The organism is Leptotrichia massiliensis, from assembly GCF_900104625.1.
Classification (GTDB): Bacteria; Fusobacteriota; Fusobacteriia; order Fusobacteriales; family Leptotrichiaceae; genus Leptotrichia; species Leptotrichia massiliensis.
In genome coordinates this window covers 111,845-131,805 of record NZ_FNVZ01000005.1, presented here as the reverse complement: position 1 = coordinate 131,805, position 19,961 = coordinate 111,845, and the positions used below count along the sequence as shown (strand labels likewise).

Genomic DNA, 19,961 nt, shown 5'->3' with positions numbered 1-19,961 from the left:
TTCTTTTTCCAAAATTTTTAGATCCTAAATCCTATTAGCAATCTCAGTTCCCATTTCATCAGTTCCAACCTTCTTCATACCATTTGTATAAATATCAGCTGTTCTAAATCCTGCTTCTAGCACTTCCTCCACAGCTTTTTCTATTGTATCAGCCTCTTTTTGAAGATTAAATGAATATCTTAACATCATTACTGCCGAAAGTATTGTCGCTATTGGGTTTGCAATATTTTTTCCAGCTATATCAGGTGCTGAACCGTGACTTGGCTCATAAAGTCCAACTTTTCCATCCCCAAGACTCGCTGATGGCAGCATTCCAAGCGATCCTGTAAGCATTGAAGCCTCATCTGATAAAATATCTCCAAACATATTTTCAGTCAAAATTACGTCAAATTGTCTAGGATTCGCAATCAGCTGCATTGCGGCATTATCCACATACATATGCGAAACTTCCACTTCTGGATAATCTTTTGAAATTTCTTCCACAACTTTTCTCCACAATTTTGAAGTATCCAAAACATTATGTTTATCTACGCTCGTAAGTTTTTTATTTCTAAGTTTTGCAATTTCAAATGCTTTTTTCGCAATTCTTTCAATTTCAGGTCTTGTGTAAGGAAGTGTATCAAACGCCTTTTCATCAGAATATTCCCTATGCCCAAAATAAAGCCCTCCAGTAAGTTCTCTTACTATCATCACATCAAGTCCATCTCCAATTATTTCTTCCTTCAAAGGACTCGCACTTTTTAACGATTTAAACAAAATAGCAGGTCGCAAATTCGTATAAACTCCAAGTTCCTTCCTAATCGCAAGAAGCCCTCTCTCAGGACGTTTCTTAGGCTCAATATTATCCCATTTAGGCCCACCAATAGCTCCAAGCAAAATAGCATCACTATTTTTACAAACTTCCACAGTTTCACTTGACAAAGGAAATCCATACTTATCCACAGACTCCCCTCCAAGATACCCCCGAACATACTCAAATTGATGTCCAAACTTCTCTCCAACCTTATCCAAAACCTTTATCGCCTCAGCCACTATTTCTGGTCCAATTCCATCTCCATTTAATACTGCAATTTTGTAGTTCATTTTTATACTTCCTTTCTTAATTCATTTAAACTTTTTACATCTTTTTTAATTTTTCTTCAATATTTTCTGTCTATTTCTTTCAAATTCTGGCATAAATTTATTTTTTATGCTATTGTATTCACCTTTATATTTTAGATTTCCTTTTTCATCATAAAATTCCCAAATTCCAGTAGCTTCGGAATTTTTGAGAATTCCTTTTAAAAGAGGTTTTTGATTTTCATAAAAATAATTAATTTCACCATTATGTTTATCATTCAAAAAATTACTTGTCATATAAATTTTTCCACTAGGATAATAAATCACAACCTTTCCTTCTTCTTTATCATTTATATAAGTTCCAGTTGATTGTAATTTTCCAGACATATAATACTGTTTCTCTTCACCCTCTTTTTTCCCTTGAACATAATTTGAAACTGTATTTATTTGCCCATTTTCAAAATATTCCGTAACAATCCCATCAAAAAGACCATTTTTGTAATTTACTTCTACAATTTTTCCACCATCACTAGCAAAAAATTCCCAAAGTCCATCTTTTTTATCATTCTTATAATTACCTTTTCCTATCAAATTTCCATTTTGATAATAAAATTTTGCTTCTCCTTCTCTTTTTCCATTAAGATATTTTACTTCTAATTGCTTTTCTCCACTTTTATATGGTCTATTAAAAGTATAACTTGCTACTCCTAATTTATATGCTGTTTTAGAACCACTTACTGCTTCTTTCTCAAATGACAAATCATCCATTGCCTTTCCTAATTTTTTAATCTCATTTATATCTGCAAAAATTAGTTGCATACTTAACAACATTATTAAAAATATAAGTTTTTTTAACATTTACTTCCTCCATCTAATTATTAAATCTCTCAATTACTTCCAATGTTAAATTCCAAATCCTAAAATAATTCCTCTGTAATATGATGCCCTTTTCTTTAAATTTTCTTAATCGAAGCATCTTCAGTTTCCTGTATTGCCTTTAAAGTTTCCTTATTCGGCACTTTCAATTCAAACGGAATCCCCTGCTCCAAAATACATTTCTTCAAAAATAAATTCATAGCAGTACTCATATTAATCCCCATTTTTTTAAATAATGTTTCCGCTTCTTTTTTCACATTTTCATCAACTCTAGCTGTTACTGTAGCCATTTTTACCACTCCTTTGTAATACTTTTGTTATACAATGTAATTTAGACTACTAAATAATATAAAAATCAATATTTTAATTAACTTTTTCCAAAAATTTACTTTTTTCATTTTTTAAAATCTATTAATCTATTTTCTATCAAATAATTTATATTTTCAACTACCCAGTTTTTATTAAATCTATAAAAAATATCAATTCTAAAAGCTTTACTTTCATTATCTAATTTAAAATATAATTTATATCTCATTATTTTTTTTACTAATTTTAAAACCTTTACTTTTTCCCGTGGGACTATTTTCCTTATTTTACCTATATTTGAAAGTTGTATTCCTGAAGATATTTTTAATGTTACATCACACGAAAATATTTCTATATTGTCTTTCTTAAATAAAACTATAATACTTTCTCTTAAATCCTCGTTAACATCGTAAATAAGTTTTTTATCAAAAAGCACTTTTATAAAATTGTTTTCAGGAAGAAAACACAAATAATTTCTGTCATACTCAATATTATTTTCATTAAAATAATTTTCTATTATTTTATTCCATTCTTTGATAGTTCGCATAATTTTTTATCTCCTAGTCATCTGAAAATTTTTTGTTAAATCCAAGCATACTGCAACTCATAGCACTTTCTGTAATAATTCCCTTTAATTGAAGTTTCAAGATTTTTATTTCTTCTAAAATTCCGATTACAGCTTTTTTTGTAAAACTGATAAGCTCTCTTACACCAGCCACTTCTTCTCCAACTGACTAATTCTCTATTTTTTATAAACACATCAAACGGTAAATCTTTTAAACTTATTTTAGAGAGTTTTTCTTTTTCTCGCTTTCTATATGCAATTCCTTTTGACCACATAGACATCTCCTTTTTTCAAATTATCCCAAAAACTTGAAATTTATTTTCTAACTCGTATCTTCTACTTTTACATCGACAATTTTTCATTTTCAACCAAATTTCTAAAATTAAATTATCTGCTATTTAACAATCCCTTTTGAAATCACATCCAAATCCCCATCACTAAACTGAATATTCGTTTTCACCCCTGTATCAGCTAGTATTTTTTGTGCAATCATTGTCGTTAATGGATAAAGTATATTAAAATGATCTCCACCTGCAATTCGGTATTTCTTGAATGGTATTTTGTATTTGTCTGCGGCTTTTTGCATAGGCTCAAATAGAATATCTCTCCTTTCTTCCTGCCCTTCAAAGTGAAAAGTTGGTGCTGTTATTGAACGGACGTATCGAAGTGATGATCTTACTGCTATTTCTCTAGGATTTGTCAAATCAAATGGAACTCCGCCATATTCATCTGGTTTTTCTGTTGCCCAAAAGAAATCTGGCAAGGCACCTATTGCAAAAACTGCTCGAAAACCTTTTGAATATTCGCTCAAAAGCAAAGCCTTTGTCCCACCTGTACTGTGTCCAACGAGATAAATTCTATTTGGATCAACATAAGGAAGTGATGCCACATATTTTCTGGCTTCTTCCAAGTCTTCAATTTCCCCATAAAACATTTCATATTTTCCAGCATTTGCATTTTCTCCTCTAGCACTTGGTATTGCAAGTACAAAATCATCTCTTTTAAATACACCTGCCCCTTGATAATTATTTTTAGGCGATTCTTCATCCCATCCAAACTCACTATCTCCAATTCCACCAAATCCACCATTTAAATATATGATTGCTGGATATTTTTTCCCGTTATTTTCTTTTGCTGTAATATACATTGGCATTTCTCCTAATTTTGTTGGATAATTTACCAATGAAAACTTGCTATTTTTAGGCGGAATCCCTGGTTTTCCATCTGGTACAAACTCCGTTTTTTGCCCATCGACAATCTTTGTCTTAAAATTTTTATGAGCTTCTTCCAATGTTTCTCCATATATCTCAAAATCAAAACTATTATCAATTTCTTTGCTATTTTTCTCACTCTTTTGAACTTCTGTATTTGCGTTTGAATTTTTACCTCCGTTCCCGCAAGATACTACAAAAGTTGCTAAAATTAGCAATAAAAGTAGTATTTTTTTCATAAAGTCACCTTTCTTTTTTTATTTATTGTTTCAACATTCTTCTTTTGCCCACTCTTTCAGCCAATTTTTCAAAGTATCCACTTTCAATCAAGTTATTTCTATTCTGCATCCACCATGCCTTTCCATTAATTTGGGCAAAATTTATTACTTCTTTTTTTATTTTATCCCCAACTCTTATTGATATTGTCAATTTATAGTTTAAGATTCCTTTTTTTAAATCAATTTTTTCTATATCATCAACATCTATTCTTGTTAAAAGCCCTTTAATTCCACCAAGCATCCCAACTTCGAAAAACAATATTTCATTCTCCTTAAAAAGTATATAACACGGCTTCATCCCTGCTTTCATAATCAATCCAATAAGTCCCATCATCAAAAATGAATTCAAATTTCTTTCTCTTTTAATACCATAAATAAAATTTTTATCATATTCTATCCCATTTTGCTTGAAATATTCTTCTACTTTCAACTGTTCTTTTGATTTTTCTGCCATCTTTTAAATTTTCCTTTCTAATTTTTATTCTATTATTTCAATAAATAACTTCCTTTTCAGCAATATCGTTAACCTTTTTTATTAATTTTTAACAAATAATCGAAGAAATTAGCCCATATAATACTAAATTATTCTTTAAAACTCTATATATTTAATTATTAATATTTTCTGTAATTTCCAAAACATCTTTTGAAATTTTAAACTTTGTAATTTCTTCCAGTTCTAATCTTCCTGTATGTCCATCACCAAAAATTTTTATTCCATTTCCAATATATTTTTCATCTATATTTTTTTAATTTTGTAAATTAAATAACACCAATCAAAAAATGTAATATTTTATTTGTATATATATAATTAAAAATACATGAGCTTATAAATAATCAATACTAAAAACAAATTTTTTTGTACATATTTTTTACTTTAAATTTCGAATTTGATGCACTATAAATTATCCTTATCTTACATACTACATCTGAAATGCCGTTATCCAAAAACATATTCCGGCTATAAGTGAAAGCGGAGTCATCACATATTTTTCTTTCCTGCTTTTTGAAATCATGTTCATAATAGTATTCAGAGATAGGTAGACAGCAAAGAAAAAACAAATATATTTAGTAACCTTAAAAGACAGCCACAAGGAAATAAAACCTCCGGCTTGCAAAATAATTATCATTGCAAAAATTTGGATAGCCACTGAAATGACTGCCATAACTCTAAATTTCTTAGGTAAGATTTTATGTTGTCCACCCATTGTAAATTCGCCCAGAGGAAAACCGCAGGCAACAAGAACTGTCATAATTGCTATAACTCCAAATAATACTGCACCTAATATTGAAAACATAAATCAATATTCTCCCTTCGCAAGATACAAAAAATTTCAGTTACAAATTTAAATTTCTTTCTTTTTTAATACCGTAAATAAAATTTTATGGTACTCTATCCCATTTTGCTTGAAATACTCTTCTACTTTCAACTGTTCTTTTGATTTTTCTGGCATTTAAAAAGTTCTCTTTCCTATTTTTTTCAGAAAATAAATTCTTCCTCAGTAACATCATTAACATAATTAATCTTTTTAGTCAATTCATCCTGATTAAGATACAATTCTTCGAAAATTTTAAACATTTTTTCTTTTTCAATTTCAATATTATCACATTCTTTAGAAATTGTTAGTCTTACCCGTATTTCTTTACCTTTCCAAATGATTTTCCCATACCATTCTTTAAAATAACTACTAGATGTATTTTCACCAAAATCCTGAATTTCCATATCTGATTTTCCTTTCTAAAAAAATTTAAGAAAATTAATCCATATAAAACTCGTCTATTTCACCATTAAAATTACACTCAGCATAAAACATTTTATCAACAAAAAACAATCTTTCGTACATAGTAATAGAAAAACTATTTTCATCATCGTCAGTTAAATCAATTGTTATTTCCATATCTTCATTATCAAGTAACTTTTTAAACGCTTCTTTTGTAAGAAAATTATTTTTCATAATCTTTTCTGTATCTTCTTTTCCAATAATTTTAAGTAATTTTTTCTCCACTTCATCAATACTCTTTGTTTCATAATAAATTTCAGCATACTCAGGCTTTACCCATTTTTCTTCATTAAACCAGTCAACAAACTCTTCAGCAAACAAATTTTTACACTTTGTATCCCAATATTCTTTATTTTCTAAAATTTTTTCAACCATTTCTTCGACTTTTGCTTCATCAAGTTCATCTTCATCAATATCATCTTCACCATTACAGTATAATTTCATTTCTATTTCGTGATTTATCCACATCACTTTACGAGTATGCTCTCCGTCTATGATTTCCCAATTTTTCATTTTTACTCCTTTTTTGACTACTTATGATTCTCCTCATATTTCCTAATCTCATCCTCATGCTCCAAAGTCAGCCCAATCGAATCCAATCCTTTCAGCAATCTCTGTTTCCAGCTTTCCTCCAGCTCAAAGAAATAATCTTTTCCATTTGCAGTCAGTTTGTTATTTTCCAAATCAACTACCACTTTAGCATCTCCAGGAAGTCTAGCCAGTTCCAGTCTATCAGCTTCCGGCAAAGTTATCGGCAAATGCCCATTATTCAGCCAGTTCATATAGAATATCCCTGAATATCCTCCTGCAACAATTACATGAAATCCATAATCTTGCAATGCCCAAGCCGCATGTTCCCTGCTTGAACCACAACCAAAGTTATCTCCTGTAATCAAAATTGTCCCTGTCTTATATTCAGGCTTGTTTAAATTAAAATCCATATTATCTGTTCTGTCCTCATTGTATCTCCACTCATCAAACACATATTGCCCAAATCCTGTTTTTTCGATACTTTTTAAATATTGTTTTGGAATTAATTGATCCGTGTCAATATTGTCATTCATTATTGGAACGATTGTTCCTTCATATTTTGTAAATGGTTTCATTTTTCTCTCCTTGCTTTTATTAATTTTTTAATCCAATCCCATTGATTTTGCTAATTCTCGATCTAGCTCCTGTCCTTTTATATTAGCTTCTCTTGTTCCGTGCAGTTTCATGTAATCTGCGAGCATACCTTCTTTTGGAAGAACTCTAGCCACAAATGTCGCCCATCTCAATAATCCTGTCAAATATAAGTCTAGCACAGTAAAACTGTTTCCTATCGCATATTTTTTATCTTTTAAAAATTCAGTTAATGTATTTAAAGCTGTATCGTAATCTCCATATCCTATGCTCATTCTTTTCTTTTCGCTTGACGGAACATCAAAAAATTTATCCATAAAAGCATACTCCAGATGAAGTGCAAAAAACATCCAACGATAAAATTCTCCCCTTTCCACAGAATTAACTGGAGGAATCAAGTTTTTTTCAGGATACATATCCGCTAAAAATGTTAAAATTGCCGCTGTTTCTGTAATAACTTTTCCATCTACCTCTAGTGCTGGTGCTTTCCCCATTGGATTTACTGAAAGATATTTTTCAGATTTCATTTCTTTACCAAAATGAACAGGCACTATGTCATACTCTGCTCCACATTCTTCTAACATCCATCTTACAGACACTCCTCTTGAATATGGATTTGTATAAAAAGTTATCTTTTTCATAGTATTTTTCTCTCTTTCAATTCTTTTATTTTTATTAATTATCATTAACCACTATTAATACTTTTATCTCACTTCTTCCAATTCTCTAACATCCACAAACTTCCCAAAAATAGCAGCTGCTGCAGCCATTGCAGGACTTACCAAATGTGTTCTTGCACCTTTTCCTTGCCGTCCTTCAAAGTTTCTGTTGGAAGTTGAAGCACAGTGCTCTCCAGCTGGTATCAAGTCAGGGTTCATTCCAAGACAAGTGGAGCACCCAGCTTCTCTCCATTCAAATCCCGCATCTTTTAATATTTGTGCAATTCCATTTTCTTCAGCCGCTTTTTTAACAACTTGTGAGCCAGGAACTACAACTGCTGTGATATTTGGTGCAACTTTCTTTCCTTTTACAATTTTTGCAACAATTTCCAGATCGCTCAGCCTTCCATTTGTACACGAACCAATAAATACGTGTTTTAAAGGTATGTCAAATGGAGTTTGTCCTGGTTTTAAGCCCATGTATTCGTATGCTTTTTCATCATTATGATCTTTGATTTCTGGAAATTTTTCAGTAACATTGATTCCCATTTCAGGATTTGTTCCCCAAGTAACTTGCGGTTCAAGATTTGTAACATCTATTTTTATATGCTTGTCAAAGGCTTCTACTGAATCTGTATACAATTCCTTCCATTCAGCTACCTTTTTGTCAAATTCCTCACCTTTTGGTGCAAATCTTCTTCCTTTCACATAATTAAATGTAGTTTCATCAGGTGCGATAATTCCTGATTTCCCCCCACCTTCAATCGCCATATTGCATATTGTCATTCTTTCTTCCATCGAAAGCCCTCTTATCGTATCTCCAAAAAATTCGAAGGCATAACCATTTCCAAGTCCAATTCCATATGTCTTGATTATATGAAGTATTATATCCTTTGCATAAACACCTTTTTGTAACTTTCCAGTAATTTCAATTCCCATCGTCTTCGGTTTTTTCTGCCAGATTGTCTGTGTAGCCAGAACATGCTCAACCTCACTTGTCCCAATTCCAAATGCAATTGCTCCAAATGCTCCATGAGTAGCAGTATGGCTATCCCCACAAACTACAGTTTTCCCAGGTTGCGTAAGTCCTTGTTCAGGCCCTACCATATGCACAATTCCATTATTTTCATTAAACATATCAACAAGTTCAATCCCAAATTCCTTACAGTTGGCAGCAAGAGCATCAAGTTGTGCTTTAGAAATTTTGTCTTTAATATCTAGTCTTTGTGACATTATAGTAGGTGTGTTATGATCCATCGTTCCAAAAGTCAAGTCAGGTCGTCTAACCTTTCTTCCAGCAAGTCTCAATCCTGAAAACGCCTGTGGTGAAGTAACCTCGTGAATTAAGTGTAAATCTATATAAAGCAATTGTGCTTCTCCAGGCTCTCCTGTAATTACGTGTTTTTCCCAAACTTTATCAAACAAAGTTTTTGGTTTTTTCATTTGATTTTTCATTTCTGACATCTTTTTATCCTCCGATTTTATTTTTCTCTCCAAATTTTTCTATAATATTTTTATTAAAATTGTTTCATTCTTACTGATAAATCTAAAAAATATTCATAATTTATAGTTTTTATATCCATTTTCCCAACTTTCTATTCTTATAAAATTAATAACAATCCCAGTTGTAAAAAACATCTGAAAAATCTTTATTTTTCAATTTTTCACGATTTATAAAGAAATTCATCACTCCACAATCTCCAATCATAATTTCCCCTCCACTGTCAATTTGAAATAACAAAGTGTCATATTCTTTCAATTGTTCTTCATCTCTTGGCTCAAATTGAGTAAAAAACGGAAATCCATTGCATTTTGTTCCACCATTTTCCCCATCAGAATTACTTTCAAATATTCCCTCAACTTTTTGATACAATTTTTCTTTTTCATTTACATCGATATTTTTTTCTTTTAGCACTTCTTCAAATAACTTTTCCAAAAGCGTATAATCAAAAGTCTCTTTTTCACTACTTTTCAAAGAAAAATTCATTTTACAAGGCTTATTTGCTATTTCTAAATTTCCTGAATTTTCTCTATAAGGATTGTACATTTTCTTAAACTCAACTTCCGAATGATAGTCCTCAATTTTTTCATAATAAATCACATCAAAACCATCTCGATTTGTATAATCGTCAAAATCCAATCCCAGCAAATCCTCTCCCAAAATCCAAAACTGCAAAATCCCTTCCTGTGGGAAATCTTCAAGCCCCTTCAAATCATCACAATTTATCTGTGCAAGGAACATAAATTGTTGTCCTTTTGAATTTGTTGGAATTTTTCTCCCTATTGGAATGTACGGAATCCCTTCAATTTTGCTATCCGTTATTTTTATTTCTTTTGAAGCATTGACCGAAGCATCTGCAACCATCATTTCTTTTGCCGTTTCCTGATATTTTTTCTCTATTTCCTTAAAAATATCTTTTGCTGAAATTTTTAATTCTTTCTCTTCCATTTTACACCTCTTTCAATTCTTTACTTGACTTTCTTCAATTTCAATATCACAATTTTAGGCTGAGCAAAAAATCTTATAAACATCTCAAAAGCTCCGCCACCAACACCTGAAGTAGTATAAATTTTATGTCCATCATATTCCTTTAATCCGTAACCGTATTTCCAAGGATGTTTAATTTCTGCCCATAATATCAATCCGAACAATGTTATCTGTCCACCATGAGTATGCCCTGCCAAAGTCATATCTGCCCTTTCCTTCTGTTTATCTGTCATATATTCAAAATATTCAGGATTATGTGTAATGAAGATATTAAAATAATCTTTTTTTATACCATTAAGTGCCTTCTTTGCATCAGGTTTCCCTTTTAGTAAATCGTCAACTGCTGAAATGTAGATACTCTGGTTATTTACGGTTATTTTGTCATTTTCATTTACCAGCACTTTGTACCCAAGGCTTTTCAGTCCAGCCATATTTTTTTCCACAGAATTATAATCATGATTTCCCAAAACTGCATAAATTCCGTATTCAGGTTTTTCCAGTTTTTCCATTCCCTTGTAAAACCTTGGAATTTTACCAGTCCAGTTAGTATAGTCACCACCCAGAATTATAATATCCTTTTCCTGCTTGTTTATCAAATCAATAATCCTGTCAAGCTGCTTCTGATTAAATCTCGCATAAGTATCTAGCTGAAAATCTGCCGCAAAGACAATCTTCTTTCCATCAAATTCTTGTGGAATATCTTTTGAAGCAATTTCTATCGTTCTGACCTTGAGCTGTGTATATTCATAATGTGCATAAATTAGGCAAATTATAAAAAATATTGCTAAAATTCCTAAAACTGAAAATACTGTTTTTTTAGTTATCATAAAATTTTCCTTTTCAATTGTTTTATTTTCTCTCTAATTTTGAATTTATAACTTTTCTATTTATTTCTTAATCAGCAACTGCACTTACTTCTATTTCTATCATCAATTCCTTATCAATTAATGAAGACACCTCTACCATTGTTGCAACTGGTTTAATGTCCCTAAAAAATTCTCCATGTGCTTTTCCATATTCTTCCCATTTTGAAATATCTGTAACAAACATTCTTGTTCTAATAACATTTTTTAACCCCAATCCTTCCTTTTCAAGAAGTTTTTTTATATTTTCAAGAATATATTTTGTCTGTTCATAGGCATTTCCTGCTGCATAAGGCTTTCCATCCCTAACGGCTGTTGTTCCTGCTATTTCAAAAATATTTCCTATCCTTACTGCTCTCGAATATCCTACAATGTCCTCCCATGGAGAATTTCCACTTATATTTTTTCTCATCAATTTAACTCCTTTCAAAATTTCATACTTACCAATAATATTCTGTGTTTCAAAAAGTTTATAATAAATGTTTATTATTTTTTATCCTCTTTTAAGTTCAAAAATCACAATTTCAGGCTGTGCAAAAAATCTTATAAACATCTCAAAAGCTCCGCCACCAACACCTGAAGTAGTATACATCTTATGTCCGTCATATTCCTTCAGACCGTAACCATACTTCCATGGATGCTTAATCTCAGCATGCAGTATCAGTCCAAACAGTGTTATCTGCCCACCGTGAGTATGCCCTGCCAAAGTCATATCTGCCCTTTCCTTCTGTTCATCTGTCATATATTCAAAATATTCAGGATTATGTGTGACGAAAATATTAAAGTCATCTTTTTTTATGCCATTAATCGTCTTCTTTGCATCAGGTTTCCCTTTTAGTAAATCGTCAACTGCTGAAATGTAGATACTCTGGTTATTTACGGTTATTTTGTCATTTTCATTTACCAGCACTTTGTACCCAAGGCTTTTCAGTCCAGCCATATTTTTTTCCACAGAATTATAATCATGATTTCCCAAAACTGCATAAATTCCATATTTAGGCTTTTCTAACTTTTCCATTCCTTTGTAAAATCGTGGAATTTTACCAGTCCAGTTGGTATAATCGCCACCCAGAATTATAATATCCTTTTCCTGTTTGTTTATCAAATCAATAATCCTGTCAAGCTGCTTCTGATTAAATCTTGCATAAGTATCCAGCTGAAAATCTGCTGCAAAGACAATCTTCTTTCCATCAAATTCTTTTGGAATATCCTTTGAAACAATTTCTATTGTTCTAACCTTGAGCTGTGTGTACTCATAATGTGCGTAAATTAGACAAATTATAAAAAATATTGCTAAAATTCCTAAAACTGAAAATATTTTCTTTTTTGTTTTCATAAACTTTTCCTTCTTAATTTTTTCAAATATTAAATTTATTAGTTGTGCATTTCATCATACATTCTTGCCAATTCCAACGTTCTTGATCTTGTTCTTCTTACTCTTATCCTCATCTCTTCCAATCCTCCTAATGTTCCACATCCTACCCTTTCTCCATTTGAATCCGCAGGACAATATTCATCCATTGCTGTATTTACTTCTTTTTCTACACTTTTTATCCATGCTTTCTGGCTATTTTGAAGTTTTGCTTTCTGACTTCCTGAAAGTTCTGACATTAAAAGTGAATATATTTTATTAAGCTCCTTAGTCCATGCCTCATTAGCATCTTCATTATTTCTTAAAGCATCTATTTCAGAACTAACATTACCTTCATTTGCAGAAGTCATTCTACTTTTCAAATCCTTTTCATAAATAGTTCTATTTTTTACAACATTAGTATTATTTACTGAAGTTGTTAGTTGTTGAGTTATATTTTTAGTTTTATCTGTTGTGGATACAGGTGTACCTATTGTTGCTTGCTTTTCAGATTGAGTTTTTAAAATTTCATGCTCCTTAGCTCTATTCTCTAATTTTTTTGTCTGTACATTCAACTTTCTAGCTTCCTGATAGGAATTATAAAGTAAAAAACCACTACCAAGAAATAATACTGCAAATATCCCAATTATTATCTTTTTATCCATAATCCAGCAACTCCTTTTATTTAGTTTTTCATTTTATCAAATTTTCTAAGTGTGCATTCTTGCTTCAAGATCTTCAATACTTTTTTCAAGCTGTACAAATAATCAAGCATATCGATTATTTCATCTTTTGAAAGTACAATTTTTTGTATAAATTGATCTCTTTTCCAACAACTGAATGAAAATGAAAATCTTTAGCTATCCTTAAAGGTATTTCTTCTTCTTTGTTCTTTTTAAAAAAATCAAATATTCCCATTTCTTCTCTCTTTCTAAATCTAAATCTTCTTCAGTTCAAAAATCACAATCTCAGGCTGTGCAAAAAATCTAATAAACATTTCAAGAAAAGCCCCTCCTAATCCTGAAGTAATGTATATTTTATGGCCGTTATATTCCTTCATTCCATAACCATATTTCTTCTTATCCTTTATTGCCGACATAATAATTTTCCCAAAGAAAGTAACCTGTCCGCCGTGAGTATGTCCAGCAAGTGTCATATCTGCCTTTTCCTTCTCATCTTCTGTCATTTCCTCAAAATATTCAGGATTATGAGTCAAAAATAATACAAAGTCCTCTTTTTTCAATCCTTCAAGAGCCTTTTTTGCATCAGGCTTTCCATGCCACAAGTCTGTCACTCCTGCAATATATATATTTTCATTATTTATTGTTATTTTCTTATTTTCATTTACGAGCAGATTAAATCCAAGTTTTTTCATATTTTCAGCAGTTTCCTTTTCACCTGGATACTCATGATTCCCATAAATCGCATACACTCCAAGTTCTGGAATCTTTATATTCTTAGCATCTTCATAAAACTTAGGAATATTTTTCTCCCAAGTTGCATAATCTCCCCCCAGCAGTATCATATCCTTTTTCTGTGCATTAATCAGTTCAATCGCCTTTTTCTGTTGTTTTCTATTATATCTTGACATTGTATCATATTGAAAATCTGCTACAAACAGCACTCTCTTGCCATCAAACTCCTTTGGAACATCCTTCGACTTTATCTCAATCATTTTAATTTTTATTTGTTTATATTCATAATGTGAATCAATCAAAAACACAATAATTATTGTTAAAAAAACACACAAAACATTAAGAATCCAACTTTTCCCTTTCATTTTTTCTCCTTATTAACAAATTTACACCCGTCCCTACAAGAAATATAATATCCAAAGATCCTATATAAGCAAAATACCCATAAACAATAGCGATCATAAATATTCCCATTTTATCATCTCCAACTTCTGAAAATCCTTCTTGAGCCCACAATAAAAATAATAATATTTTTACTGCCACTCCAGCTATTGTTAAAATTATTAATATTTTTTTCCCTATTCTCGCTTTTGCATAAAAATATGATAAAAATATATTAAGCAAAGCCAATACAAAATAACTTATTCCAAAATACGCATCTCCACCAATTTTTAAATTTTCTAAAACCGATTCTCCTAACCAAAACAATAAACTTGATACAAGAATATTAAAACAAAGCAGATAAAGAAAATATGAACTTCTAAGAATTATTTTTTTCATTCTTTCTCCTTCTAAATAAGTTGAACAATAATCCTAAATAAAAGTATAAATTTAGCATTCCCATATAAGCTCCAAAGCCTGCTACCATGAAAAATGCAAAAAATATACTTTCTCCCGTATCATCAAGGGACGTTATATATTTTAATATACAAAAAAGTATTACCGCTTTTATTGTTACTATAGCTAATGGAGGAATTAACAAACTTTTTTTACCCGCTTTTATTTTTGAAATTAAATAAGCAAAAATGAAGCTAATGATAATAAAAATAATTTCTTCTAGTGAAAATAATCTTTCTAAAACCCACTTATTTTTTATATTTAAACTTTCTAAAAAACTATAAATGCTATTATTAAATCTTATAATCGTCAAAATAATGTCAAAAAATGTTAAAAACAATAAGTAGAATAACCAAAAAAATCCTTTTTTCATCTTTATTCTCCACCTAATTTTTTATTTAACTATTTAAGAATTTTAAAAATATTTCACTCATTAGGATTATCATCAAGAACTATCGCACAAATAATATAAGCCAGTAGACCTGTTCCTGCACAAAGAACTAAAATAAGCCATATTATTCTTACAATATTTGAATCAATATCGAAATATTCTGCAAGTCCTCCACATACACCTGTAATTTTTCTATCTTTTACTGATTTGTACAATTTATTTTTCATAATATAAAACTCCTTTTCTTCGTTTGTTTTAAATACAAATATTTTCTATTTTTCTTCCTAATTACTCACAAATTCCTTAACTTTCTCAAGAAATTTCTTCCTATCCTCATCTTTACCTTTTGCTCTAAAACTATAATGAATCCACTTCGTTTTCTTTATCCCAATTCCACCAAGATTGGCTTTTTTCATGGTAATTCCAAATCCTGTAATATTCAGTAAAAATTTAGGTGCTGTAGCAGTTGTAATCATTTTTGCCATTTTTATGTTTGTTAAATTACCCTTTATTCCAGTTTGTGTACTTTCATAAGCAAATCCTTTAGTCATAACTTTGTCAAAAAATCCTTTTAATGTTGCAGGCACTGACATCCACCATATTGGAAATACAAGTATCAATTCATCAGTATTTTTCAAAATTTCCTGATATTTTTCCACTAAAGGATCAATACTTTTCCCTTGTGAATACAAAGACAATTCTTCTTCTGTCATCACAGGATTAAATTTATCCTTATTCAAATCTATAATTGTATATTTTTGTTTTGTTTCATCAAGTTTTTCCACTACTTTATCTAAAATTGCCTTGTTAAAACTTCCATTCCATGGATGTGCAAAAACTATTGTTTTCATTTTTGAATTTCCTCTTTTCTACAAATAATTTTTCAAAATACTTTATTAAAACTTTTTGGATACATTTAAATTTAATACAAAAATTAGCAATTTCCATATTTAAAAAAATTTTTAACCTATAATCTTTGAAATTAATTTGGCGAACAGTGTCCGCCATTTTCCAAAACCATAAAACAATAAAAGTTTTCTAAATTATGCGAACGGTGTTCACACTTTTTGTATTTAAAAAATCAGAAAATTCCCTCCATCTCTACCTAAAATAATATTAGTATTTTATCTGTTCTTTTACTTTCAGAACCAAAGGCTTTCCTATAATAAGACACAAATTACCCAATACACCAAGTGTCAAAGCACTAAAAAGGAATTTACTTGTTGCTATTTCTCCATTTAAAGTTTTAAATAATAAAATTGTAATTGAAAGCCAAAATATCAAAGCAAATAACCAATTTTTCCAATTAAATCTTATTTCAATTTCCATAACTTCTTTTTCAATGTTTATTTTTTGTTCCGAACTTTTAACAAAAAGTGTACTTGCTTTAATTGTATGTTCTCCATAATCTACATATTCAATTTCTTTTTTTATTCCTTTAAATGTTATAATTTCATCATCTAGAAAAAAATTCATTGAAATATTTTGTCTAATATTTGATTTATCATTTATAATCAATTTAGGCATAAATTTCCCTCTCGATCATTCAGAATTATTTATTATAAAGCCTATTTATTCCGTTAATATAAGCCTTTATACTTGCTTCTACAACATCTGTACTTTGTCCTCTACCAATAAATCTGTTTCCATTTTTCTCGATAATTACAACTACTTGTGCCTGTGCATCAGTATCTCCAGTTATTGCCTCCAGCTTGTATTCTTCTAAAACAAAAGTATCACTTACCGCTAGATTAACCGCATTATAAGCTGCATCAACAGGTCCATCTCCAAGAGCTTCTTTAACTAGTTTTTCTCCATCCAGTTCAATTGTAACTGTCGCTTTTGGCTTTTTCCCTTCCTGTCTTGAAATTTCAAAGTGAGCCAGTTTTATTCTTCCTTCTATTTTTGCTGCTTCTCCAGCAACTAATGCGATAATGTCTTCATCTAAAACATATTTTTTCTTATCTGCCAATTTTTTAAACTGTGCAAATAATTCTTCCACTCTGTCACTTCCGACATGATTAAATCCTAGTGATTCTAATTTTTGTACAAAAGCGTGTTTTCCTGAATGTTTTCCGAGTACTAAGCTGTCCGGATTTCTTCCAACTGATTCTGGACTCATAATTTCGTAAGTTTCAGGATTTGCTAATACTCCATGTTGATGAATTCCTGATTCGTGTGCAAAGGCATTTGCTCCAACAATTGCTTTATTTGGCTGTGTTGAAACTCCTGTCAAAAGGCTTACTAATTTACTTGTTGGGTAAATTTGCTTTGAATCAATGTTTGTATAATATTCTTCAAACAAGTCTTTTCTAGTTTTTAAAATCATTGCAATCTCTTCAAGCGAAGTATTCCCTGCTCTTTCTCCAAGTCCATTAATTGTACACTCAATCTGAGTTGCTCCAGCTTGAATCGCCGCAACCGAATTTGCTACAGAAAGTCCCAAATCATCATGGCAATGCACAGAAATATCCACATTTTCAATCCCTTTAACATTGTTTTTCAAATAAGTTATAAGTTCAAACATTTCATTTGGAGTTCTATAGCCTACTGTATCAGGTACATTAAGTGTAGTTGCCCCAGCTTTTATAGCTGTTTCATATACTTCCACCAAAAATTCCTTTTCAGTTCTAGTCGCATCTTCTGAAGAAAATTCAATATCGTCAATAAACGATTTTGCATAAGACACCATTTCTTTTACTCTATCTAAAATCTGCTCTTTTGTCATTTTTAGTTTGTATTCCCTATGAATCGGAGAAGTTGCAATAAATGTATGTATTCTTGGTTTTTTCGCATTTTTCACTGCTTCTGCAGCTACTTCAATATCTTTTTTTACAGCCCGAGACAAACTCGTAACTGTAGACTTTTCCACATTTTCTGCAATCATCTTAACTGCCTCAAAATCCCCTGGTGATGCTACCGCAAATCCAGCCTCAATCACATCCACCCCAAGACTCTCAAGCTGTTTTGCAATTCTCAGCTTTTCCTGTGCATTAAGATTGACACGTGGTGTCTGTTCTCCATCTCTTAGCGTTGTATCGAATATTTTAATATGTTTTTTCATTGTCTCCTCCTTATTAGGTAATACTTTTCATTTTATTTTTATTTTATAGAATATATTGCTGCCTGCTCTGCATGAATAATCGCTGTATCAAATAACGGAATATCAGTATCTTCATTTTTTATAAGAAGTCCTATTTCAGTACATCCTAATATTATACCTTCTGCTCCTTTACTTCTTAGCTTATCAACAATTTCTAAAAATTTCTTTTTTGAATCAGAATTTATGGTTCCAAGACAAAGTTCGTCATATATTACTTCATTTATAATTTCTATATCATTCTTATCAGGTATTATAACATTTATACCCTTTTCAATAAGTTTTGATTTGTAAAAATCCTGTTCCATCGTATATTTTGTTCCAAGCAATGCTATATTTTTTAATCCTTTTTCTAATATTTTCTCTGCTGTCATTTCAGCAATATGCAATATTGGAATGGAGATTTTTTCTTTAATTTGGTTAACAACCTTGTGCATTGTATTTGTGCAGATAACTATGAAATCTGCTCCCGCTTTTTCCAAATTATATGCAGCTTCTCCCAAGATTTCTCCACTTTTTTCCCAGTTGCCATTTGACTGACATTCTTCTATTTCTTGAAAATCTACACTGTATAATATGCATTTAGCTGAATGAAGTCCACCAAGCTTTTCTTTCACAGTTTCATTTATTATTTTATAATAAGTTACTGTGCTTTCCCAGCTCATTCCTCCTATTAATCCTATTGTTTTCAAATTCATCTTCCTTTCAAAATAAAAATTTTCTATTCTTTCACAGCCTCAAATCTCAATCTCACATAATCCGCCAGAATTTGTCCATTTTCATTTCTTTCCAGTTCTTTTTCAACTTTTTCTGTTATTTCATCAATCAGTTTTTCATGCATTTCCACCGGAACGTTTACAAGAGCAGGTGCAGAAAAAGTTTGCAACCATCCTTTTATCCCGGTTGGAAGCAAAGTAGGACGGGGAAAGCTTATCATTCTTTTGACTTTTAATCCATATTTTTGAAGTAATTTCGTTTTTTCTTCCGGAGTTGGAAAAAACCAGCATTTTTTAGCTTTCAGGTTATGTTTTTCTACAGTTTCAAAAATAGCATTTTCTATTTTCCCCACATTTCCTTTACAGCCCGTCTCGGCTACAAAACGTCCGCCTTTTTTCAAGGCTCTAGATGCTCCTTCCATTACTTTCTCGGGATTAGTCATCCAATGTAACGCCGCATTGGAAAAAATCGCATCAAATTCATTTTCAAATTTCATATTCTGTGCATCTCCCTGTACTGCCTCAACCCCAATTTTTCTTGCTGCCTCAACAAATTTCTGACTTCCATCAAGTCCTAAAACTTTGCACCCATATTCAGTAATTTTCTTAGTCAATACTCCATCTCCACAGCCTAAATCCAAGATATACTCATCTTTTTGAGGATTTAACCATTCAATCAGCTCTTCTCCGTAAACTGATACAAAACGTGCATTTTTCTCATATTTTTCCTTTTCCCAATGCTGACTTACTTTCATTTTATATTCCCCTTCTGTTTTTTTAAAATTACACTTTGATACTATTCCTGATTTAAATAGTGAATATTTAATAAATTTTAAAATACATATTATTTAGCAAAGTTCTCATTATTACTACAGTTTCTGTTTTCTAACGATATTTAGTATCAAATTATTTTGTTTAATAATAGTTTTTCTATTTTTATTATGTT

At 30.8% G+C, this 19,961-nt stretch carries 28 protein-coding genes; all 28 read right to left on the bottom strand.

Going from position 1 to position 19,961, the window contains the following annotated elements; translation table 11 throughout:
* Positions 1–24: 24 nt before the first annotated feature.
* The 28 genes from leuB to BQ5344_RS04520 all read right to left on the bottom strand — a co-directional run bounded on the left by leuB (position 25) and on the right by BQ5344_RS04520 (position 19,770).
* A complete protein-coding gene (gene leuB / locus BQ5344_RS04645) occupies positions 25–1,083 on the bottom strand; it encodes a 3-isopropylmalate dehydrogenase (RefSeq protein WP_071124365.1) in 1,059 nt (352 codons plus the stop codon).
* A gap of 45 nt (positions 1,084–1,128) precedes the next feature.
* Positions 1,129–1,917 (bottom strand): toxin-antitoxin system YwqK family antitoxin, encoded by a 789-nt coding sequence (locus tag BQ5344_RS04640; protein ID WP_021768694.1) that lies wholly within the window; start codon positions 1,915–1,917, stop codon positions 1,129–1,131.
* Between the two features lie 95 nt (positions 1,918–2,012).
* On the bottom strand, positions 2,013–2,225 hold the full coding sequence (locus BQ5344_RS04635; RefSeq protein WP_071124364.1) for a type II toxin-antitoxin system RelB/DinJ family antitoxin: 213 nt from the start codon (positions 2,223–2,225) through the stop codon (positions 2,013–2,015).
* A 104-nt stretch (positions 2,226–2,329) separates the two neighbouring features.
* The gene (locus tag BQ5344_RS04630) at positions 2,330–2,788 is read right to left on the bottom strand and encodes a hypothetical protein (RefSeq protein ID WP_071124363.1); all 459 of its coding nucleotides are present in this window, start codon (positions 2,786–2,788) and stop codon (positions 2,330–2,332) included.
* A 13-nt stretch (positions 2,789–2,801) separates the two neighbouring features.
* Positions 2,802–2,960 (bottom strand): hypothetical protein, encoded by a 159-nt coding sequence (locus tag BQ5344_RS12135; protein WP_158662993.1) that lies wholly within the window; start codon positions 2,958–2,960, stop codon positions 2,802–2,804.
* Between the two features lie 240 nt (positions 2,961–3,200).
* Positions 3,201–4,256: an alpha/beta hydrolase family protein gene (locus BQ5344_RS04625; RefSeq protein WP_071124362.1), complete on the bottom strand. Its 1,056-nt coding sequence runs from the start codon at positions 4,254–4,256 to the stop codon at positions 3,201–3,203.
* Positions 4,257–4,278: 22 nt separating this feature from the next.
* Positions 4,279–4,749 carry a hypothetical protein gene (locus BQ5344_RS04620; RefSeq protein ID WP_071124361.1) on the bottom strand — a complete coding sequence of 157 codons (471 nt, stop codon included), beginning with the start codon at positions 4,747–4,749 and terminating at the stop codon, positions 4,279–4,281.
* Positions 4,750–5,215: 466 nt separating this feature from the next.
* Positions 5,216–5,590, bottom strand: coding sequence for a hypothetical protein (locus tag BQ5344_RS04615; RefSeq protein WP_071124360.1), 375 nt, complete (start codon positions 5,588–5,590; stop codon positions 5,216–5,218).
* Between the two features lie 182 nt (positions 5,591–5,772).
* Positions 5,773–6,015, bottom strand: a complete 243-nt coding sequence (locus BQ5344_RS04610; RefSeq protein ID WP_071124359.1) for a DUF2262 domain-containing protein — start codon at positions 6,013–6,015, stop codon at positions 5,773–5,775.
* A gap of 34 nt (positions 6,016–6,049) precedes the next feature.
* Positions 6,050–6,586: a hypothetical protein gene (locus BQ5344_RS04605; protein ID WP_071124358.1), complete on the bottom strand. Its 537-nt coding sequence runs from the start codon at positions 6,584–6,586 to the stop codon at positions 6,050–6,052.
* 17 nt (positions 6,587–6,603) lie between these two features.
* Positions 6,604–7,179: a 3-isopropylmalate dehydratase small subunit gene (gene leuD, locus BQ5344_RS04600; RefSeq protein ID WP_071124357.1), complete on the bottom strand. Its 576-nt coding sequence runs from the start codon at positions 7,177–7,179 to the stop codon at positions 6,604–6,606.
* Between the two features lie 27 nt (positions 7,180–7,206).
* The gene (locus BQ5344_RS04595; RefSeq protein ID WP_071125482.1) at positions 7,207–7,836 is read right to left on the bottom strand and encodes a glutathione S-transferase family protein; all 630 of its coding nucleotides are present in this window, start codon (positions 7,834–7,836) and stop codon (positions 7,207–7,209) included.
* Positions 7,837–7,899: 63 nt separating this feature from the next.
* Positions 7,900–9,318, bottom strand: a complete 1,419-nt coding sequence (leuC, locus tag BQ5344_RS04590; RefSeq protein WP_071124356.1) for a 3-isopropylmalate dehydratase large subunit — start codon at positions 9,316–9,318, stop codon at positions 7,900–7,902.
* A 145-nt stretch (positions 9,319–9,463) separates the two neighbouring features.
* On the bottom strand, positions 9,464–10,303 hold the full coding sequence (locus BQ5344_RS04585) for a YwqG family protein (protein ID WP_071124355.1): 840 nt from the start codon (positions 10,301–10,303) through the stop codon (positions 9,464–9,466).
* Positions 10,304–10,323: 20 nt separating this feature from the next.
* Positions 10,324–11,169, bottom strand: coding sequence for a metallophosphoesterase (locus BQ5344_RS04580; RefSeq protein WP_071124354.1), 846 nt, complete (start codon positions 11,167–11,169; stop codon positions 10,324–10,326).
* Between the two features lie 67 nt (positions 11,170–11,236).
* Positions 11,237–11,617, bottom strand: a complete 381-nt coding sequence (locus BQ5344_RS04575) for a RidA family protein (protein ID WP_021768093.1) — start codon at positions 11,615–11,617, stop codon at positions 11,237–11,239.
* Between the two features lie 81 nt (positions 11,618–11,698).
* Entirely contained in the window at positions 11,699–12,541 is an 843-nt protein-coding gene (locus BQ5344_RS04570) for a metallophosphoesterase (RefSeq protein WP_071124353.1), read from the bottom strand.
* 38 nt (positions 12,542–12,579) lie between these two features.
* A complete protein-coding gene (locus BQ5344_RS04565; RefSeq protein WP_071124352.1) occupies positions 12,580–13,221 on the bottom strand; it encodes a lysozyme inhibitor LprI family protein in 642 nt (213 codons plus the stop codon).
* 115 nt (positions 13,222–13,336) lie between these two features.
* Entirely contained in the window at positions 13,337–13,474 is a 138-nt protein-coding gene (locus tag BQ5344_RS12130) for a hypothetical protein (protein ID WP_158662992.1), read from the bottom strand.
* A 19-nt stretch (positions 13,475–13,493) separates the two neighbouring features.
* The gene (locus tag BQ5344_RS04560; protein WP_071124351.1) at positions 13,494–14,336 is read right to left on the bottom strand and encodes a metallophosphoesterase; all 843 of its coding nucleotides are present in this window, start codon (positions 14,334–14,336) and stop codon (positions 13,494–13,496) included.
* Complete coding sequence (locus tag BQ5344_RS04555) at positions 14,311–14,751, bottom strand: flagellar biosynthesis protein FliQ (protein ID WP_071124350.1); 441 nt, start codon at positions 14,749–14,751, stop codon at positions 14,311–14,313. The genes BQ5344_RS04560 and BQ5344_RS04555 overlap by 26 nt, the downstream gene beginning before the upstream one ends.
* Positions 14,732–15,181 carry a hypothetical protein gene (locus BQ5344_RS04550; protein ID WP_071124349.1) on the bottom strand — a complete coding sequence of 150 codons (450 nt, stop codon included), beginning with the start codon at positions 15,179–15,181 and terminating at the stop codon, positions 14,732–14,734. The genes BQ5344_RS04555 and BQ5344_RS04550 overlap by 20 nt, the downstream gene beginning before the upstream one ends.
* A gap of 53 nt (positions 15,182–15,234) precedes the next feature.
* Positions 15,235–15,426, bottom strand: a complete 192-nt coding sequence (locus BQ5344_RS04545) for a PspC domain-containing protein (RefSeq protein WP_071124348.1) — start codon at positions 15,424–15,426, stop codon at positions 15,235–15,237.
* Between the two features lie 57 nt (positions 15,427–15,483).
* A complete protein-coding gene (locus BQ5344_RS04540) occupies positions 15,484–16,050 on the bottom strand; it encodes an NAD(P)H-dependent oxidoreductase (RefSeq protein WP_071124347.1) in 567 nt (188 codons plus the stop codon).
* 265 nt (positions 16,051–16,315) lie between these two features.
* A complete protein-coding gene (locus tag BQ5344_RS04535; protein WP_071124346.1) occupies positions 16,316–16,726 on the bottom strand; it encodes a hypothetical protein in 411 nt (136 codons plus the stop codon).
* Between the two features lie 25 nt (positions 16,727–16,751).
* The gene (locus BQ5344_RS04530) at positions 16,752–18,263 is read right to left on the bottom strand and encodes a 2-isopropylmalate synthase (RefSeq protein ID WP_071124345.1); all 1,512 of its coding nucleotides are present in this window, start codon (positions 18,261–18,263) and stop codon (positions 16,752–16,754) included.
* A gap of 38 nt (positions 18,264–18,301) precedes the next feature.
* Positions 18,302–18,991 carry an aspartate/glutamate racemase family protein gene (locus BQ5344_RS04525; protein ID WP_205407993.1) on the bottom strand — a complete coding sequence of 230 codons (690 nt, stop codon included), beginning with the start codon at positions 18,989–18,991 and terminating at the stop codon, positions 18,302–18,304.
* 29 nt (positions 18,992–19,020) lie between these two features.
* The gene (locus BQ5344_RS04520) at positions 19,021–19,770 is read right to left on the bottom strand and encodes a class I SAM-dependent methyltransferase (RefSeq protein WP_071124343.1); all 750 of its coding nucleotides are present in this window, start codon (positions 19,768–19,770) and stop codon (positions 19,021–19,023) included.
* Positions 19,771–19,961: the final 191 nt, after the last annotated feature.

What these genes read in the sequence shown, in the direction of transcription:
- BQ5344_RS04545 (WP_071124348.1), bottom strand. Translation starts at nt 15,426, where the DNA reads ATGAAAAATAAATTGTACAAATCAGTAAAAGATAGAAAAATTACAGGT.
- BQ5344_RS04535 (WP_071124346.1), bottom strand. Translation starts at nt 16,726, where the DNA reads ATGCCTAAATTGATTATAAATGATAAATCAAATATTAGACAAAATATT.
- BQ5344_RS04595 (WP_071125482.1), bottom strand. Translation starts at nt 7,836, where the DNA reads ATGAAAAAGATAACTTTTTATACAAATCCATATTCAAGAGGAGTGTCT.
- BQ5344_RS04610 (WP_071124359.1), bottom strand. Translation starts at nt 6,015, where the DNA reads ATGGAAATTCAGGATTTTGGTGAAAATACATCTAGTAGTTATTTTAAA.
- BQ5344_RS04570 (WP_071124353.1), bottom strand. Translation starts at nt 12,541, where the DNA reads ATGAAAACAAAAAAGAAAATATTTTCAGTTTTAGGAATTTTAGCAATA.
- leuC (WP_071124356.1), bottom strand. Translation starts at nt 9,318, where the DNA reads ATGTCAGAAATGAAAAATCAAATGAAAAAACCAAAAACTTTGTTTGAT.
- BQ5344_RS04560 (WP_071124351.1), bottom strand. Translation starts at nt 14,336, where the DNA reads ATGAAAGGGAAAAGTTGGATTCTTAATGTTTTGTGTGTTTTTTTAACA.
- BQ5344_RS04620 (WP_071124361.1), bottom strand. Translation starts at nt 4,749, where the DNA reads ATGGCAGAAAAATCAAAAGAACAGTTGAAAGTAGAAGAATATTTCAAG.
- BQ5344_RS04550 (WP_071124349.1), bottom strand. Translation starts at nt 15,181, where the DNA reads ATGAAAAAAGGATTTTTTTGGTTATTCTACTTATTGTTTTTAACATTT.
- BQ5344_RS04520 (WP_071124343.1), bottom strand. Translation starts at nt 19,770, where the DNA reads ATGAAAGTAAGTCAGCATTGGGAAAAGGAAAAATATGAGAAAAATGCA.
- BQ5344_RS04580 (WP_071124354.1), bottom strand. Translation starts at nt 11,169, where the DNA reads ATGATAACTAAAAAAACAGTATTTTCAGTTTTAGGAATTTTAGCAATA.
- BQ5344_RS04605 (WP_071124358.1), bottom strand. Translation starts at nt 6,586, where the DNA reads ATGAAAAATTGGGAAATCATAGACGGAGAGCATACTCGTAAAGTGATG.
- BQ5344_RS04565 (WP_071124352.1), bottom strand. Translation starts at nt 13,221, where the DNA reads ATGGATAAAAAGATAATAATTGGGATATTTGCAGTATTATTTCTTGGT.
- BQ5344_RS04640 (WP_021768694.1), bottom strand. Translation starts at nt 1,917, where the DNA reads ATGTTAAAAAAACTTATATTTTTAATAATGTTGTTAAGTATGCAACTA.
- BQ5344_RS04540 (WP_071124347.1), bottom strand. Translation starts at nt 16,050, where the DNA reads ATGAAAACAATAGTTTTTGCACATCCATGGAATGGAAGTTTTAACAAG.
- BQ5344_RS04575 (WP_021768093.1), bottom strand. Translation starts at nt 11,617, where the DNA reads ATGAGAAAAAATATAAGTGGAAATTCTCCATGGGAGGACATTGTAGGA.
- leuB (WP_071124365.1), bottom strand. Translation starts at nt 1,083, where the DNA reads ATGAACTACAAAATTGCAGTATTAAATGGAGATGGAATTGGACCAGAA.
- BQ5344_RS04530 (WP_071124345.1), bottom strand. Translation starts at nt 18,263, where the DNA reads ATGAAAAAACATATTAAAATATTCGATACAACGCTAAGAGATGGAGAA.
- BQ5344_RS04615 (WP_071124360.1), bottom strand. Translation starts at nt 5,590, where the DNA reads ATGTTTTCAATATTAGGTGCAGTATTATTTGGAGTTATAGCAATTATG.
- BQ5344_RS04555 (WP_071124350.1), bottom strand. Translation starts at nt 14,751, where the DNA reads ATGAAAAAAATAATTCTTAGAAGTTCATATTTTCTTTATCTGCTTTGT.
- BQ5344_RS12130 (WP_158662992.1), bottom strand. Translation starts at nt 13,474, where the DNA reads ATGGGAATATTTGATTTTTTTAAAAAGAACAAAGAAGAAGAAATACCT.
- BQ5344_RS04625 (WP_071124362.1), bottom strand. Translation starts at nt 4,256, where the DNA reads ATGAAAAAAATACTACTTTTATTGCTAATTTTAGCAACTTTTGTAGTA.
- leuD (WP_071124357.1), bottom strand. Translation starts at nt 7,179, where the DNA reads ATGAAACCATTTACAAAATATGAAGGAACAATCGTTCCAATAATGAAT.
- BQ5344_RS04635 (WP_071124364.1), bottom strand. Translation starts at nt 2,225, where the DNA reads ATGGCTACAGTAACAGCTAGAGTTGATGAAAATGTGAAAAAAGAAGCG.
- BQ5344_RS04630 (WP_071124363.1), bottom strand. Translation starts at nt 2,788, where the DNA reads ATGCGAACTATCAAAGAATGGAATAAAATAATAGAAAATTATTTTAAT.
- BQ5344_RS04585 (WP_071124355.1), bottom strand. Translation starts at nt 10,303, where the DNA reads ATGGAAGAGAAAGAATTAAAAATTTCAGCAAAAGATATTTTTAAGGAA.